Below are 14921 nucleotides of genomic sequence, written 5' to 3' on the forward strand. Positions count from 1 at the left end.
AGGCCGCGGCGAGCGGGCGCACCATCGCGTCGACGGGATGGTTCTTCAGCGGCTATCTGCTGGTCTGGATCGGCTTCAGCCTTGCCGCGACCGGCGCGCAATGGCTGCTCGCCCGTCTCGCCTTGCTCGATCCGATGATGGCGACCAACAGCGGCATCCTCGGCGGCGTCATCCTGATTGCCGCCGGCCTCTACCAATGGACGCCGATGAAGGGCGTCTGCCTCAGCCAATGCCAGGCGCCGATCGCGTTCCTGACCAGACATGGCGGATTCCGCACCGCGCCGCTCGGCGCGCTGCGTCTGGGTATCGCGCACGGCGCCTATTGCCTCGGCTGCTGCTGGGCGCTGATGGCGCTGCTGTTCGTCTGCGGCGTCATGAACGTGCTCTGGATCGCGGCGATCGCCATCCTCATCCTGCTGGAAAAGACTGTCCCGACGGGCCGGGCGCTCCCGCGAATCTCCGGCGCGGTGATGGTGGCGACCGGCGTCTGGCTGCTCGCCGGCGCCGGGTGATCGTCCGCCTGCTGATCTTCATGCGTGTTGATTTGTATTGATGAATGCAGCCGTCGTCCGGTTCGCCGGTGGCGGTCGCCGGCGAGGTCTTCCCCAATGATGCAGGAACAAACGCCAGGCTGATCTTTGCCGGTGTTGGGCTCATGCGGAAGGGCGGACTTTGCCGACTCTGGTTGCACGCTCCGGCTAATTTGCGGGCGCGTTTGGCCGCAATTCGGGCATTTGCGGCAATCGGTTTTCAAACTCTTTGGGAAACGGTCATTTCCCTTGACCTCACAGGAATAATCGCCTTCGATGCAGTTCGTGAATGGGAGGCAGCGCGTCGGTTGCGATGCGGGGATCCGGGAGTGGCCGGAAGGGAGCTGCGTTCACACGGGAAAAAGATCAGGGTCGCCTGAGAACAGGGTCACCTGTAAAACAGAAAAGGGTATGTGGGTCATGAAACATATTGCATTCGGCATTCTCGGCGCCGCCGCGCTTGGGTTTACGGCATCGGCGGCTTCGGCCGGCACGCTCGACACTGTCAAGCAGAAGGGCTTCATCCAGTGCGGCGTCTCCACCGGTCTGGCCGGCTTCTCGGCGCCGGACGACAAGGGTGACTGGCAGGGCATCGACGCCGACTTCTGCCGCGCCGTCGCGGCCGCCGTCTTCGGCGACGGCTCCAAGGTCAAGTTCACGCCGCTCAGCGCCAAGGAACGCTTCACCGCGCTGCAGTCGGGCGAGGTCGACATCCTGTCGCGCAACACCACCTGGACCATCAATCGCGACACCGCGCTTGGTCTGAACTTCATCGGCGTCACCTACTATGACGGCCAGGGTTTCATGATCAACGCCAAGAAGCTGCCGGGCGTGAACTCGGCGCTGCAGCTTTCGGGCGCCGCCGTCTGCGTGCAGAGCGGCACCACGACCGAGCTCAACCTCGCCGACTACTTCAAGTCGAACAAGATGGAGTACAACCCCGTCGTGTTCGAGAAGCTGGAAGAGGTCAACGCCGCCTATGACGCCGGCCGCTGCGACGTCTACACCACCGACCAGTCGGGCCTCTACGGCATCCGCCTGACGCTGGGTTCGCCGGCCGACCATGTCGTGCTGCCCGAGATCATCTCCAAGGAGCCGCTCGGCCCAGCCGTGCGCCAGGGCGACGACCAGTGGTACCACATCGTCAAGTGGACCTATTTCGCGCTGCTCGACGCCGAGGAGCTCGGCATCACCAAGGCCAATGTCGAGGAGATGAAGGCCTCCGACAACCCCGAGATCAAGCGCGTGCTCGGCCAGGAGGCTGACACCAAGATCGGCACCGATCTCGGCGTCTCCAACGACTGGGTCGTGAACATCGTCAAGGCTGTCGGTAATTACGGCGAAGTGTTCGAGAAGAATGTCGGCTCGGGCAGCCCGCTCAAGATCGCGCGCGGCATCAACGCGCTCTGGACCAAAGGCGGTCTGCAATACGCTCCGCCGATCCGCTGATCGAAATGTGATCCGGGAGGTAGGCTGTCTGCCTCCCGGTTTCTCTTTCCAGGGGACGGTCGCATGGCATCGCAGGAAATCCTTCGCGAGGAGCCGAGCAGGGCTTCCTTCATCAATGACCCTAAGGTACGCAGCCTTTTCTTCCAGACGCTGGTCATCGTCATTCTGTTCGGCTCGGTCTGGTGGATCGTGCAGAACGTCATCGACAATCTGGCACGCCTGCACATCGCCTCCGGCTTCGGCTTCCTGAAGGGGCGGGCCGGCTTCGATATCTCGGACACGCCGATCGCCTATACGTCGGATTCGACCTATGGCCGCGCCATCATCGTCGGGCTGATCAACACGATCATCGTCGCCGTCGCCGGCATCATCACCGCCACGATCATCGGCTTCGTCGTCGGCATCGGCCGTCTTTCGCAGAACTGGCTGATCCGCAAGATCTGCACGGTCTATGTCGAAATCTTCCGCAACATCCCGCCGCTGCTGGTCATTTTCTTCTGGTATTCCGGTGTGCTCGCCGTGCTGCCGCCGCCGCGCGAGAGCTACAACCTGCCCTTCGGCTCCTTCCTCAACCAGCGCGGCTTCTATTTTCCGCGCGCCATCTGGGGTGACGGCTCCTGGCTGATCTTGGTCGCCTTCCTCGTCGGCCTGGCCATGGCGTGGTTCGTCGCCCGCACGGCCCGCCAGCGGCAGATGGTGACCGGTCAGCAGTTCCCGGTGTTCTGGACGTCGATAGCGCTGATCGCCGGCCTGCCGCTGCTTGCCTACGCGCTTAGCGGCTTCCCGCTGAGCTTTGATTTTCCGAAGCAATCGACCTTCAACCTGACAGGTGGCTTCCAGGTCAAGCCGGAATTCCTGTCGCTCTATCTGGCGCTGTCCTGCTACACGGCGGCCTTCATCGCCGAGATCGTGCGCGCCGGTATCAGGGGCGTCAGCAGAGGCCAGACCGAGGCCGCCGGGGCGCTGGGACTGCGCTCGGGCCCGATCCTGCGGCTGGTCGTGGTGCCGCAGGCCATGCGCATCGTCATCCCGCCGCTGACCAGCCAGTATCTCAACCTGACCAAGAACTCCTCGCTGGCGATCGCCATCGGCTATCCCGATCTCACCGCCACCGCCGGCACGGTGCTCAACCAGACCGGCCAGGCGGTCGAGGGCGTGCTGATCATGATGATCGCCTATCTGGTGCTGAGCCTCGTGACCTCCGCGGTCATGAACGTCGTCAACGCCAGAATGGCATTGGTGGAGAGGTAGGACCATGCAGGAACATGATATGTCCTGGGTGCGTACCGAGATGGCTCTCGCCCAGCCGGCGCCGCCGAGCGAACGCGGGCTCTATGCCTGGGTGCGCAAGAACCTGATCGCCACCCCCGGCGACACCATCCTGACCATCCTCGGCATTCTCATCGTCGCCTGGATCCTGCCGCAGGTCATCAACTGGGCTCTGCTCAACGCCCAGTGGACGGGTCCGGATCGGACCGTCTGCGCGACCGTCGCGCAGGGCGGCATCCAGCCGGACGGCTGGAGCGGCGCCTGCTGGGCCTTCGTCAACGCCAAGTTCGGCCAGTTCATGTTCGGCCGCTATCCGATCGAGGAGCGCTGGCGGCCGATCCTCGTCGCCATCCTGTTCGTGGCGCTGCTGGTGCCGATGCTGATCCCGCGCGTGCCGCGCAAGGGGTTGAACGCCATTCTCTTGTTCCTGGTTCTGCCGATCGTCTCGTTCTTCCTGCTGCTCGGCGGCGTGTTCGGCCTGCCGCCTGTCGAGACTTCGCTGTGGGGCGGGCTGCTGGTCACGCTCAGCCTGTCCTTCGTCGGCATCGCCGTCTCGCTGCCGCTCGGCACGGTGCTGGCGCTCGGCCGGCGCTCCAAGATGCCGATCATCAAGATGCTGTGCGTCATCTTCATCGAGACGGTGCGCGGCATCCCGCTGATCACGGTGCTGTTCTTCGTCAGCGTCATGCTGCCGCTGTTCCTGCCGGAGGGCGTCACCTTCGACAAGTTCCTGAGGGCGCTGATCGGCGTCTCGCTGTTTGCCGCCGCCTATATGGCGGAGGTGGTGCGCGGCGGCCTGCAGGCGATTCCGAAAGGGCAGTATGAGGGCGCCGATTCGCTCGGCCTCGGCTACTGGCAGAAGATGGGCCTGATCGTGCTGCCGCAGGCGCTGAAGCTGGTCATTCCCGGCATCGTCAACACCTTCATCGGTATGTTCAAGGACACCAGCCTGGTGCTGATCATCTCGATGTTCGACCTGCTCGGCGTCGTCAAGCAGAACTTCTCCGACGCCAACTGGGCGACGCCGCAGACCGCGAAATCCGGCCTGGTGTTCGCCGCCTTCGTGTTCTGGCTGTTCTGCTTCGGCATGTCGCGCTATTCAATGTACACGGAACGCCGGCTCGACACCGGCTACAAACGCTGATGCAGGTCGCCTAAGTATGCGGTTTTGGGGTAACGACATGCATCAAAGACAACGATAAGGGGAATTGGCCATGACCACCGAAAACGCCGTCAGCGCGGACGACCTCAAGGTCGATGCCAAGAAGATGCACATCTCGACGACCGACGTCGCCATCGACATCGTCGGCATGCACAAATGGTACGGCGAGTTCCATGTGCTGAAGGACATCAACCTCAAGGTGATGCGCGGCGAGCGTATCGTCATCTGCGGCCCGTCCGGCTCCGGCAAGTCGACCATGATCCGCTGCATCAACCGGCTGGAGGAGCACCAGAAGGGCAAGATCATCGTCGACGGCAAGGAACTGACCAACGATCTGAAGAAGATCGACGAGGTGCGCCGCGAGGTCGGCATGGTGTTCCAGCACTTCAACCTGTTCCCGCATCTGACCATCCTTGAAAACTGCACGCTGGCGCCGATCTGGGTGCGCAAGACGCCGAAGAAGCAGGCCGAGGAGATCGCCATGCATTTCCTCAAGCGCGTCAAGATCCCTGAGCAGGCCAACAAATATCCGGGCCAGCTTTCGGGCGGCCAGCAGCAGCGCGTGGCGATCGCGCGCTCGCTGTGCATGAACCCGCGCATCATGCTGTTCGACGAGCCGACCTCGGCGCTCGATCCGGAAATGATCAAGGAAGTGCTGGAGACGATGGTGGGTCTGGCCGAGGAAGGCATGACCATGCTCTGCGTCACCCACGAGATGGGCTTTGCCCGCAAGGTCGCCAACCGGGTGATCTTCATGGACCAGGGCCAGATCGTCGAGCAGAACACGCCGGCCGAGTTCTTCGACCATCCGCGCCACGAGCGCACGAAACTGTTCCTGTCGCAGATCCTGCACTGAGCGGTTCCCATATCGAACGCAGAAGCCCGGCCGCAATGCGGCCGGGCTTTTTTCATATGCACGGGCCGGAGCTATCGGCCCTGATGCGGCAAAGGTGTCGTCGATGAGAAGGTTCTGGCGTTTGCTTGTCGGCCTGCCGGCCGCGTTCGCGCTCGCCGCGGCGCTCGGCACGCTGGTGCCGCGCCCGCTTTGGCCGGCGGCCGCAGCGGGCGAGGGCAGCAGGCGCATCCTGGTGCTGAGCAACCCGATCCACACCGACATCGCCATCCCCGTCGATGAAGAGGTGCGCCGGCGTTTCCATTTCCTCACCGATGCCGGCATCCCGGCCGACGCTCCGGAGGTGCGCTACATCGTCTTCGGCTGGGGCGGCCGTGCCTTCTACCTGGAAACGCCGACATGGTCGGAGCTGAAGGCGGTGCCGGTGCTCAAGGCGCTGACGCTCAACGCCTCGGTGATGCATGTCGATGTCGCCGGCGCAATCAGCGAACCGCATCCCGATGTCGCCGGTTTCGACATCGACGACGATCGTTTCTCAGCACTGCTCGACTATATAGCGGCGAGCTTCCGGCAGGGACCGGACGGCCCGATGGCCATCGACAATACCGGCTATTCCCGCTTCGATCGCTTCTACGAGGCCAACGGCCATTTCAACGCGCTGGTCGGCTGCAACACCTGGACGGCAGCCGCGCTGCGCACCGCCGGCCTGCGCACCGGCTGGTGGAACCCGCTGCCGGTGTCGCTGGGGTGGTCGATGCGGTTGTATGATTGAAGCCAATCATGAGCGCCTCATTCGTTCGCGCCCCCCTCTGTCCTGCCGGACATCTCCCCCACGAGGGGGGAGATTGGCGGTTTCGCCGCCGGTGCTGACCCTGCAACGTTGGACATTGGCGAAAGCCGGCGCGACTGCTGATCTCCCCCCAAGTGGGGGAGATGTCCGGCAGGACAGAGGGGGGGCGCTGTCCCGCCAGGCGATCGCAATTGCGATCGCCCACTAAGGCGGTCAACGCCGCACCACCTTCCGCGCCTCCCACCCGTAGAGCCAGTCCAGATCGGCCGCGAGCTTCTCCGCCGGGCGCGTCGCCAGCACCAGGTTGCGCGCGATCGCCACCGGCCCCCAGGCATGCCAGGCAAGCCGGTTGAGCGCGCCGCGCCTCAGTACCTTCGCGATGCGCGGCCGCCTCAGGTTCTCCCAGACGGCAAGGCTCTGCCCTGGATCGTCGGGGAAGTCGGCGACCATGCCGGCAAGCATCGCGGCGTCCTCTATTGCCATGGCGGCGCCCTGCGCCGAGAACGGCGTCATCGCATGCGCGGCGTCGCCAATGAGCGCGATCCCGGCTGGCGTCGTCCAGCGCTGCTGGGCGACGGTATGGATCGGAAACGCCGTCCACGGACTGGCCTGCGCGACAAGCCTTGCCAGCGCCGGCGCCGTGCCGCGCATGGCGCCTGAGAGGATGGCCGGGTCGGCATGGCCGGACCAGCCTTCGGCGATGCGCTCGCCCCTGGTGAAGGCGGCGAGGTTGAAGGCGCTGCCTTGGCTCACCGGATAGGCCACCAGGTGGAAGCCAGGATGCAGAAAGGTGGTGACGCAGTCCGTGGCGCCGACCGTTGCAAAGGCTTCTCCGGCGGCACTTTCAGCCGCGACCGTCGCGCGCCAGGCAAGCTCGCCCGAGAAGCGGCTCTTGCCGAAGCCCGGCTCCATGACGGCGAGCTTTTCGCGAAGCGACGACCAGACGCCGTCGGCGCCGACCAGCAATTGGCCGCTGGCCTCGATCCTGCGCCCATCCGCTTCGACCGTCACCGCAACGCCTTGCGGCGCGTTGGCAAGGCCTGTCACGCGCGCGCCGGTGACAAGTTCGATGTCGCGGCACCCCGCGGCCTGCGCCGTAAGCGCCGCCTGCACGTCGGCGCGGTGCGCGACGAGATAGGGCGCACCCCAACGGCTCTCGCCGGCTTGCCCCAGCGGCACCCGCGCCAATTCCCTGAGCGTCGCGGCGTCCTTCAGCACCACCGCCTCCGGCCGCACGGCATGCGGCAGCAACCGATCGAGCACGCCGAGTTGCCTGAGGATGCGCGTCGCGTTGGGGGAAAGTTGGATGCCGGCGCCGGCCGCTTCGAGTCGCGGCGCCTGTTCGAAAATCTGCACGGGATGGCCGCGTTCGGCGAACGCAATGGCCGCGGTTAACCCGGCGATACCCGCTCCGGCGATGACGACTTGCCGGGAGCGCGCGTCGTCCATCAGATCTGTCGCGAAAGAGTCAGGCGGCCTGGTCGATATAGAGGCAGCCCGGCGGCACCGTTTCCGTCGCCTTCAGCTTCGACGAATAACGGTAGAGCGTCGAGCAATAGGGGCAGACCTTCTCGTTGTCGTCACCCATGTCGAGGAAGACATGCGGATGGTCGAAAGGCGGGTTGGCGCCCGTGCACATGAATTCCCTGACGCCGATGTCGATCGCCGGATGGCCCGCATCGTTCTGGAAATGGGGAATGGAACCGCCTGCCATCGTCGTCTCCAATTTGGTCTCGGCCTGCTTTCGGCCAGTTGCATCTGGATCATAACCGGCCTCTTTGCAAGATCGATGAAATGAAACTGTCGCAAAAGCCTGTCAGAGGATAAGTTGAGCCGGTTAACCGGCTGGAGCATTTTTGCAGCCAGGCGTAGTGCCTGGCGCCACAAGGATGTTCAGGGAAACCGGGGCAGGGGCAAGAGCAGGAATCATGAACGAACTGAAGCCGGTGCAAAGCGAATTCATCACCATCGAGGCGGCAAGCCCGGAAGCCGGCAATCCAGACCGTTTCGTCAATCGCGAGTTCTCCTGGCTGCAGTTCAACCGCCGCGTGCTGGAAGAATCGCTGAATGCGAACCATCCGTTGCTCGAACGGGTCCGCTTTCTGTCGATCTCGGCCGCCAATCTCGACGAGTTCTTCATGGTCCGCGTCGCGGGCCTCGCCGGCCAGGTGCGCGAGGGCATCGCCCTCAAGAGCCCGGACGGCCGCACGCCGGAGCAGCAGCTCGAACAATTGCTGCGCGAGGTCGAGCGCCTGCAGGAAGACCAGCAGAAAAGCCTGTCGGCGCTGATGCAGCTGCTCAACAAGGAAGGCATCGAGAGCATCACGCGCGACGCGCTGACCAAGGACGAGAGGGCCTGGCTGGAAGAACATTTCCAGGATCAGGTGTTCCCGGTGCTGACCCCGCTGTCGATCGACCCGGCGCACCCGTTCCCGTTCATCCCCAATCTCGGCTTCTCGATGGCGCTGCAATTGCGCCACCGCAAGAACGGCGAGGAGATGAGCGCGCTGCTGCGCCTGCCGGTGGCCCTGAAGCGCTTCATCCGCCTGCCCGACCGCAAGAACCATGTCCGCTTCATCCCGCTCGAGGAAGCGGTCGGCCTTTATATCGGCAAGCTTTTCCCGGGCTACGAGGTCAAGGGCTCCGGCACCTTCCGCCTCATCCGCGACAGCGATATCGAGGTCGAGGAAGAGTCCGAGGATCTGGTGCGCCTGTTCGAGACGGCGCTGAAGCGGCGTCGCCGCGGTTCGGTCATCCGCATCGAGTTCGACATGTCGATGCCGCCCGCGCTGCGCGACTTCGTCGCCGGCGAGCTCGGCGTTTCGTCGAGCCGCATCAGCGTCTTGACCGGTCCGCTGGCGCTGAGCCAGATCTCCGAGATCGTCGCCGTCGCGCGCGACGATTTGAAGTTCACGCCCTACAATCCGCGCTTTCCCGAGCGCATCCGCGAGCATGGCGGCGACTGCTTCGCCGCCATCCGCGAGAAGGACATCGTCGTCCACCACCCCTACGAATCCTTCGACGTGGTGGTGCAGTTCCTGCGCCAGGCGATGGCCGACCCGGAAGTGGTGGCGATCAAGCAGACGCTCTACCGCACCTCCAACGACAGCCCGATCGTCCGCGCGCTGGTCGACGCGGCCGAGGCCGGCAAGTCGGTGACGGCGCTGGTCGAGCTCAAGGCGCGCTTCGACGAGGAGGCCAATATCCGCTGGGCACGCGACCTCGAGCGCGCCGGCGTTCAGGTCGTGTTCGGCTTCCTCGAACTGAAGACCCACGCCAAGATGTCGCTGGTGGTGCGGCGCGAGGACGGCAAGCTGCGCAATTACGTGCATCTCGGCACCGGCAACTACCATCCGGTCACGGCCCGCATCTACACCGACCTGTCGTTCTTCACCACCGACGCGACGATCGCGCGCGATGTCGCCCAGCTCTTCAACTTCATCACCGGCTATGCCGAGCCGGCCGAGGAGATGCGGCTGGCGGTCTCGCCGTTCACGCTGCGCAAGCGCATCCTGAAGCACATTTCGGACGAGATCGCCCATGCGCGCGAGGGCCGTCCGGCCCGCATCTGGATGAAGATGAACGCGCTGGTCGATCCGATCATCATCGACGCGCTCTATGACGCCAGCCGCGCCGGCGTCGAGATCGATCTCGTCGTGCGCGGCATCTGCTGCCTGAGGCCGCAGGTGCCCGGCCTGTCGGAAAACATAAGGGTGAAATCGATCGTCGGCCGCTTCCTCGAGCATAGCCGCATCTACTGCTTCGGCGACGGCCACGGCCTGCCTTCGGACGAGGCTATCGTCTACATCTCCTCGGCCGATTTGATGCCGCGCAATCTCGACCGCCGCGTCGAGACCATGGTGCCGATCACCAATCCAACTGTGCATGAACAGGTGCTTGGCCAGATCATGCTGGGCAACATCATGGACAACCAGCAAAGTTTCGACGTATTGGCTGACGGAACCTCCCGGCGCGTCGTGCTGGAGGAGGGCGAGGAACCGTTCAACGCGCAGGAATATTTCATGACCAATCCGAGCCTGTCCGGACGGGGTGACGCGCTGAAGTCGCATGCGCCCAAGCGCATAGCCCAGTTCAAGCGCCGCAAGAAGAACGGCGCCGCGTGATTTCTACTTCCCAGGGCCGGCTCCAGGACCGGCGGCCGCTGTCGATCATCGACATCGGCTCGAACTCGATCCGCCTCGTCGTCTACGAAGGGTTGGCGCGCTCGCCGACTGTGCTGTTCAACGAAAAGATGCTGGCCGGCCTCGGCCGCGGCATCGTTTCGACCGGCAAGCTCGATCCCGAGGCGGTGACCCGCTCGATGGAGGAGTTCCGCCGCTTCCGCGCGCTCTCCGATCAGGCGGGCGCGGAGCACATGTATGTGCTGGCGACCGCCGCCGCGCGCGAGGCGGTCAACGGCCCCGATTTCATCCACCGCGCCGAGGATGTGCTGAAGACCGAGATCCGGGTACTTTCCGGGCGCCAGGAAGCGCATTATTCGGCGCTCGGCGTCATCTCAGGCTTCCACCCGGCCAATGGCATCGCCGGCGACCTTGGCGGCGGCAGCCTCGAGCTGATCGACATCAATGGCGAGGCGATCGGCGACGGCATCACCCTGCCCCTCGGCGGCCTGCGCCTGCAGGACATGGCCAAGAACTCGCTCGCCCAGGCGCAGAAGATCGCGCGCGAGCAACTGGCGCGGGCAAAGCTGCTGAAGGGCGGGCAGGGCAGGGTCTTCTACGCCGTCGGCGGCACCTGGCGAAACCTCGCCCGGCTGCACATGGAGATGAGCAACTATCCGCTCGGCGTCATGCACCACTACGAGATACCGGCCGACAGCGTCCTGAGCTTCCTGAAGCAGGTGACGAAGGCCGAGATCGAGAAGGTCAGGGGCATCGAGGGCGTCTCGAAGAATCGTCGCTCGCTGCTGCCCTATGGCGCCGTCGTGCTGCAGGAGATCATGGCGGCGATGCAGCCGTCCAAGATCGTCGTCTCGGCGCTCGGCGTGCGCGAGGGCTTCCTCTATTCGCTGCTCGACGAGGCCGAACAGAAGGCCGATCCGCTGATCTCGGCCGCCGAGGAGCTTGCGCTCTTGCGCTCGCGCTCGGTCCACCACGCCCATGAGCTGGTCGAGTGGACCGGCAAGGCCTTCGCCGCCTTCGGCATCGACGAGACCGGGGACGAGGCACGATACCGCCATGCCGCCTGCCTGCTGGCCGACATCGGCTGGCGCGCGCATCCCGAATATCGCGGCCGGCAGTCGCTCAACATCATCGCGCATGCCTCCTTCATAGGCGTCGACCATCCCGGCCGCGCCTATCTGGCGCTGGCTGGCGCCTACCGCCATGACGGTATCTTCAACGAGGGCATCGCCCCCGAGATCAAGGCGCTGGCGCCGCCGCGCATCCTGGAGCGCGCCCGCCTGCTGGCGGCGATGATGCGCGTCGTCTACCTGCTGACGGCGGCGATGCCGGGCATCATGCCCCGGCTGAAATGGGAAAACCGACCCAACGGCGCGCTGGCCCTGGTGCTGCCGGCCTCGCTCGCCGACCTTTATGGCGAGCGGCCGGCCGGTCGGCTGGCGCAGTTGGCCAGGATCACCAATCGCCGGCTGGTGCTGGCGGTCGAGAATGGGCCAAGCGTCTCGGTCAAATAGGGTGTCTCGGTGAAAATGGTGGGCAGCGCCAAAAAGGCCCACCCGCATCTGGCGCGAAATCATCGCCGCCAATTTCCAACGCGCCTGAGCGAGCCGGCCAATTGGCCGGCCTGGTCAAGTCAGCTGATCTGCGATTCCAACCAGCCGCCCGTCGACCGACCAGGCACCGGCGCCGGCCATCGCCAGCGCCAGGAAGCCGCCTGCGATTGCGATGTCCTTCATCAGCATCTGCTGGTGCAGGAAGGCGAGCATCGCGTCGTCGCCGCCCTGGCCGTAATGACCGATGAAGCCGGCAACGATGCAGAAGGCCGCGAGCAGCAGGGCAACGATCCGCGTCTGGAAGCCGACGAGGATGAGCGCTCCGGCGATCAGCTCGAACAGGCCGGTGCCCCAGGCTGCGAGCGCCGGCAGGGGCAGGCCGAGGCCGGCGAAATAGCTGGTCGTGCCGGAAATATTGGTCAGCGCCTGGAAGCCGGAAGGGATGAAGAGGGCGGCAAGCAGCAGCCGGGACAGGAGAAGCAGCACGTTGCGGGGCATCATCACCTCCCTGCCGGCGACTCCGGCCCGGCATGCCGATCAGTCTACGCTGCCGGGGCTCGCACGGGAATTGGCTAACGAGGCTGCTCTAAGGACAACGAAAAAGCGGCGCGGAAAATTCCGCGCCGCTTTGTCTAGTTCGGGATTTGAGCGGGGTTCAGCCGCGCTTGGCGTCGATCGAGTAGGAACCGGCGCCAGACGAAGCCAGCACGATGAAGCCGCCGGCGATGGCGAGGTTCTTGAGGAACTGGATCATCTGCATCTGGTCGGCCCAGCCGGTATGGGCGACCAGCCCGGTGGCAACCGTGAAGATCGCCAGCACCCAGGCAACGATGCGGGTCTGGAAGCCGACGAGGACGGCGAGGCCGCCGAGCAGCTCGATGAGGCCGACGAGGACGGCGGTCACGGTCGGCAGCGGCAGGCCGAGGCTGCCAAAATAGCCGGCGGTGCCGGCAATCGCGGTGAGCTTGCCGAAGCCCGAAAGCAGGAAGATGACGGCCAGCAGGATGCGGCCGAGCAGGATGGTGGTGGAGCTGTTGGAAGCGACGCCGGAACCGGCGACGGAAGTGTTGATGGACATGGGACTCTCTCCGGGAGGATTGGAATGACAACCCAGATAGAGCAGGCAGACTGTTCACCAAAGATGCCGATGTGGCGACAGATTGTTCACCCGGTTACGTCGGTGATACTAGCTTACCCCGGATGCGTCATGTCCTCCGGCCGTACCAGCCGGTCGTAGTCGGCCTCGCTGACCAGGCCTGTCGCCAGTGCTTCCTCGCGCAGGGTGGTGCCCTTCTTGTGCGCCGTCTTGGCGATCTTGGCGGCGCTGTCGTAGCCGATGGTCGGCGCCAGCGCCGTCACCAGCATCAGCGAGCGGTCGAGCGCCGCCTTGATGTTGTCCTCGCGCGCCTCGATGCCGACGACGCAATTGTCGGTGAAGGAGACCGAGGCGTCGGTCAGCAACTGCACCGACTGCAGGAAGTTATAGGCCATCAGCGGGTTGTAGACGTTGAGTTCGAAATGGCCCTGGCTGCCGGCGAAGGTCAGCGCCGCGTTGTTCCCGAACACCTGGACGCAGACCTGTGTCAGCGCCTCGCACTGGGTCGGGTTGACCTTGCCCGGCATGATCGAGGAGCCCGGCTCGTTTTCCGGCAGCGACAGCTCGCCGAGCCCGGAGCGCGGGCCGGAGCCGAGGAAGCGGATGTCGTTGGCGATCTTGAACAGCGCCGCCGCTGCCGCGTTGATCGCGCCGTGCGAGAACACCATGGAATCGTGCGCGGCAAGCGCCTCGAACTTGTTCGGCGCGGTGACGAAGGCGATGCCGGTGATGGCGGCGATGCGGTCCGCCACCTTCTCGGCGAAGCCGATCGGCGCGTTGAGGCCGGTGCCGACGGCGGTGCCGCCCTGCGCCAGCTCCTGCAGGCCGGGCAGCGTCATCTCGATGCGCTTGATCGAGGAGGCGACCTGTGCGGCATAGCCGGAGAATTCCTGTCCCAGCGTCAGCGGCGTGGCATCCTGGGTGTGCGTGCGGCCGATCTTGATGATGTGCGCGAACGCCTGGCTCTTCGCCTCCAGCGCCTTGTGCAGGTGCTTCAGTGCCGGCAGCAGGTCGTGCACGATGCGTTCGGCGCAGGCGATGTGCATGGCCGTCGGATAGGTGTCGTTCGACGACTGGCTAATATTGACGTGGTCGTTCGGGTGCACCGGCTTCTTCGAGCCCATGACGCCGCCGAGCAGCTCGATCGCCCGGTTGGAGATCACCTCATTGGCGTTCATGTTGGACTGCGTGCCCGAGCCGGTCTGCCACACCACCAGCGGGAAATGGTCGTTGAGCTTGCCGTCGATGACCTCCTGGGCGGCCTCGATGATTGCCTTGCCGAGCGCGGGATCGAGCCGCTTCAGCTCCATATTGGCTTCGGCCGCGGCGCGCTTGACGATGCCCAGCGCGCGCACGATCGACGCCGGCTGCTTTTCCCAGCCGATCTTGAAATTGCCCAGCGACCGTTGTGCCTGCGCGCCCCAGTAGCGGTCGGCGGCGACCTCGATGGGACCGAATGTGTCGGTTTCGGTTCTGGTCTTCTCAGCGCTCACTGGAGGTCTCCGGTTGTCGAATTCGGCAACGGCGTATCGCGTTGCACAAATGGCATCAAGCGGAGATTGGGGGCGAAGAAGATGCAAATCGGTTGAAGAGTTAGCTAATCTCCCCCCTTGTGGGGGAGATGCCCGGCAGGGCAGAGGGGGGCGCGAAGGATCACGGCACCTGGGATGATCCGAGCTGCCATTTCATCCGGCCCTCAATGGGCTGAAACGCTGGCGGGACAGCGCCCCCCTCTGGCCTGCCGGCCATCTCCCCCACAAAGGAAGAGAACGCCTCTCACCCCGCCGTGTAGCCGCCGTCGATGGCAAAGACGCCGCCGCTGGTCCAGGCAGCCTCGTCGCTGGCGAGATGGACGGCGATGCCGGCAAGGTCGCCGGTGCGGCCGATACGCCCGAGCGGATAGCTGCGCTCGACATGGGCCTTCAACTCGTCTTGCGCGGCGGCCGGCAGGTTTTCGATCGACTTGCGCCGCATTGCGGTGTCGATCGTGCCCGGCGCGATCGCATTGACCCTTATGCCGCGCGGTCCGAGCTCGAAGGCGAGCGACTTGGTCAGCGAGTTCAGCGCGCCCTTGGAG

Annotated in this window: 14 protein-coding genes; 8 read left to right on the top strand and 6 right to left on the bottom strand. The window is 64.9% G+C overall.

Translation table 11 applies throughout. The features are described from left to right. From EN738_RS17280 to EN738_RS17305, 6 genes are all read left to right on the top strand, one after another. Nucleotides 1–512 (top strand): DUF2182 domain-containing protein (locus EN738_RS17280; RefSeq protein WP_189605877.1); only part of this gene is annotated, 512 nt, incomplete at its 5' end. A gap of 438 nt (nucleotides 513–950) precedes the next feature. Further along, nucleotides 951–1979, top strand: coding sequence for an amino acid ABC transporter substrate-binding protein (locus EN738_RS17285; RefSeq protein WP_127284736.1), 1029 nt, complete (start codon nucleotides 951–953; stop codon nucleotides 1977–1979). Between the two features lie 63 nt (nucleotides 1980–2042). Further along, nucleotides 2043–3230, top strand: coding sequence for an amino acid ABC transporter permease (locus EN738_RS17290; protein WP_127284737.1), 1188 nt, complete (start codon nucleotides 2043–2045; stop codon nucleotides 3228–3230). Nucleotides 3231–3234: 4 nt separating this feature from the next. Further along, nucleotides 3235–4392, top strand: coding sequence for an amino acid ABC transporter permease (locus EN738_RS17295; RefSeq protein ID WP_127284738.1), 1158 nt, complete (start codon nucleotides 3235–3237; stop codon nucleotides 4390–4392). Between the two features lie 70 nt (nucleotides 4393–4462). Further along, nucleotides 4463–5266: an amino acid ABC transporter ATP-binding protein gene (locus tag EN738_RS17300; protein ID WP_127284739.1), complete on the top strand. Its 804-nt coding sequence runs from the start codon at nucleotides 4463–4465 to the stop codon at nucleotides 5264–5266. A gap of 103 nt (nucleotides 5267–5369) precedes the next feature. Beyond that, nucleotides 5370–6035: a TIGR02117 family protein gene (locus EN738_RS17305; protein ID WP_127284740.1), complete on the top strand. Its 666-nt coding sequence runs from the start codon at nucleotides 5370–5372 to the stop codon at nucleotides 6033–6035. A 231-nt stretch (nucleotides 6036–6266) separates the two neighbouring features. Here EN738_RS17305 and EN738_RS17315 read toward each other — a convergent pair whose 3' ends face one another. Both EN738_RS17315 and EN738_RS17320 read right to left on the bottom strand, forming a co-directional pair. After that, complete coding sequence (locus EN738_RS17315; protein WP_127284741.1) at nucleotides 6267–7502, bottom strand: FAD-dependent monooxygenase; 1236 nt, start codon at nucleotides 7500–7502, stop codon at nucleotides 6267–6269. 19 nt (nucleotides 7503–7521) lie between these two features. Then, a complete protein-coding gene (locus EN738_RS17320; RefSeq protein WP_127284742.1) occupies nucleotides 7522–7767 on the bottom strand; it encodes a zinc-finger domain-containing protein in 246 nt (81 codons plus the stop codon). A gap of 214 nt (nucleotides 7768–7981) precedes the next feature. Here EN738_RS17320 and EN738_RS17325 point away from each other — a divergent pair, with 214 nt between their 5' ends. Further along, nucleotides 7982–10177 (top strand): RNA degradosome polyphosphate kinase, encoded by a 2196-nt coding sequence (locus tag EN738_RS17325; RefSeq protein WP_127284743.1) that lies wholly within the window; start codon nucleotides 7982–7984, stop codon nucleotides 10175–10177. Next, entirely contained in the window at nucleotides 10174–11709 is a 1536-nt protein-coding gene (gene ppx / locus EN738_RS17330) for an exopolyphosphatase (protein ID WP_127284744.1), read from the top strand. Before EN738_RS17325 ends, ppx begins: the two co-directional genes overlap by 4 nt. Nucleotides 11710–11823: 114 nt before the next feature. Here ppx and EN738_RS17335 read toward each other — a convergent pair whose 3' ends face one another. From EN738_RS17335 to EN738_RS17350, 4 genes are all read right to left on the bottom strand, one after another. Continuing rightward, nucleotides 11824–12246 (bottom strand): DoxX family protein, encoded by a 423-nt coding sequence (locus EN738_RS17335; RefSeq protein WP_127284745.1) that lies wholly within the window; start codon nucleotides 12244–12246, stop codon nucleotides 11824–11826. A gap of 157 nt (nucleotides 12247–12403) precedes the next feature. Beyond that, nucleotides 12404–12826, bottom strand: coding sequence for a DoxX family protein (locus EN738_RS17340; protein ID WP_126055158.1), 423 nt, complete (start codon nucleotides 12824–12826; stop codon nucleotides 12404–12406). A gap of 113 nt (nucleotides 12827–12939) precedes the next feature. Then, nucleotides 12940–14337 carry a class II fumarate hydratase gene (fumC, locus tag EN738_RS17345; RefSeq protein WP_127284746.1) on the bottom strand — a complete coding sequence of 466 codons (1398 nt, stop codon included), beginning with the start codon at nucleotides 14335–14337 and terminating at the stop codon, nucleotides 12940–12942. A gap of 283 nt (nucleotides 14338–14620) precedes the next feature. Further along, nucleotides 14621–14921: SDR family oxidoreductase (locus tag EN738_RS17350; protein ID WP_127284747.1), on the bottom strand; the 301-nt coding region annotated here is incomplete at its 5' end.

It is taken from the genome of Mesorhizobium sp. M4B.F.Ca.ET.017.02.2.1 (genome assembly GCF_003998955.1).
GTDB classification, from domain to species: domain Bacteria; phylum Pseudomonadota; class Alphaproteobacteria; order Rhizobiales; family Rhizobiaceae; genus Mesorhizobium; species Mesorhizobium abyssinicae.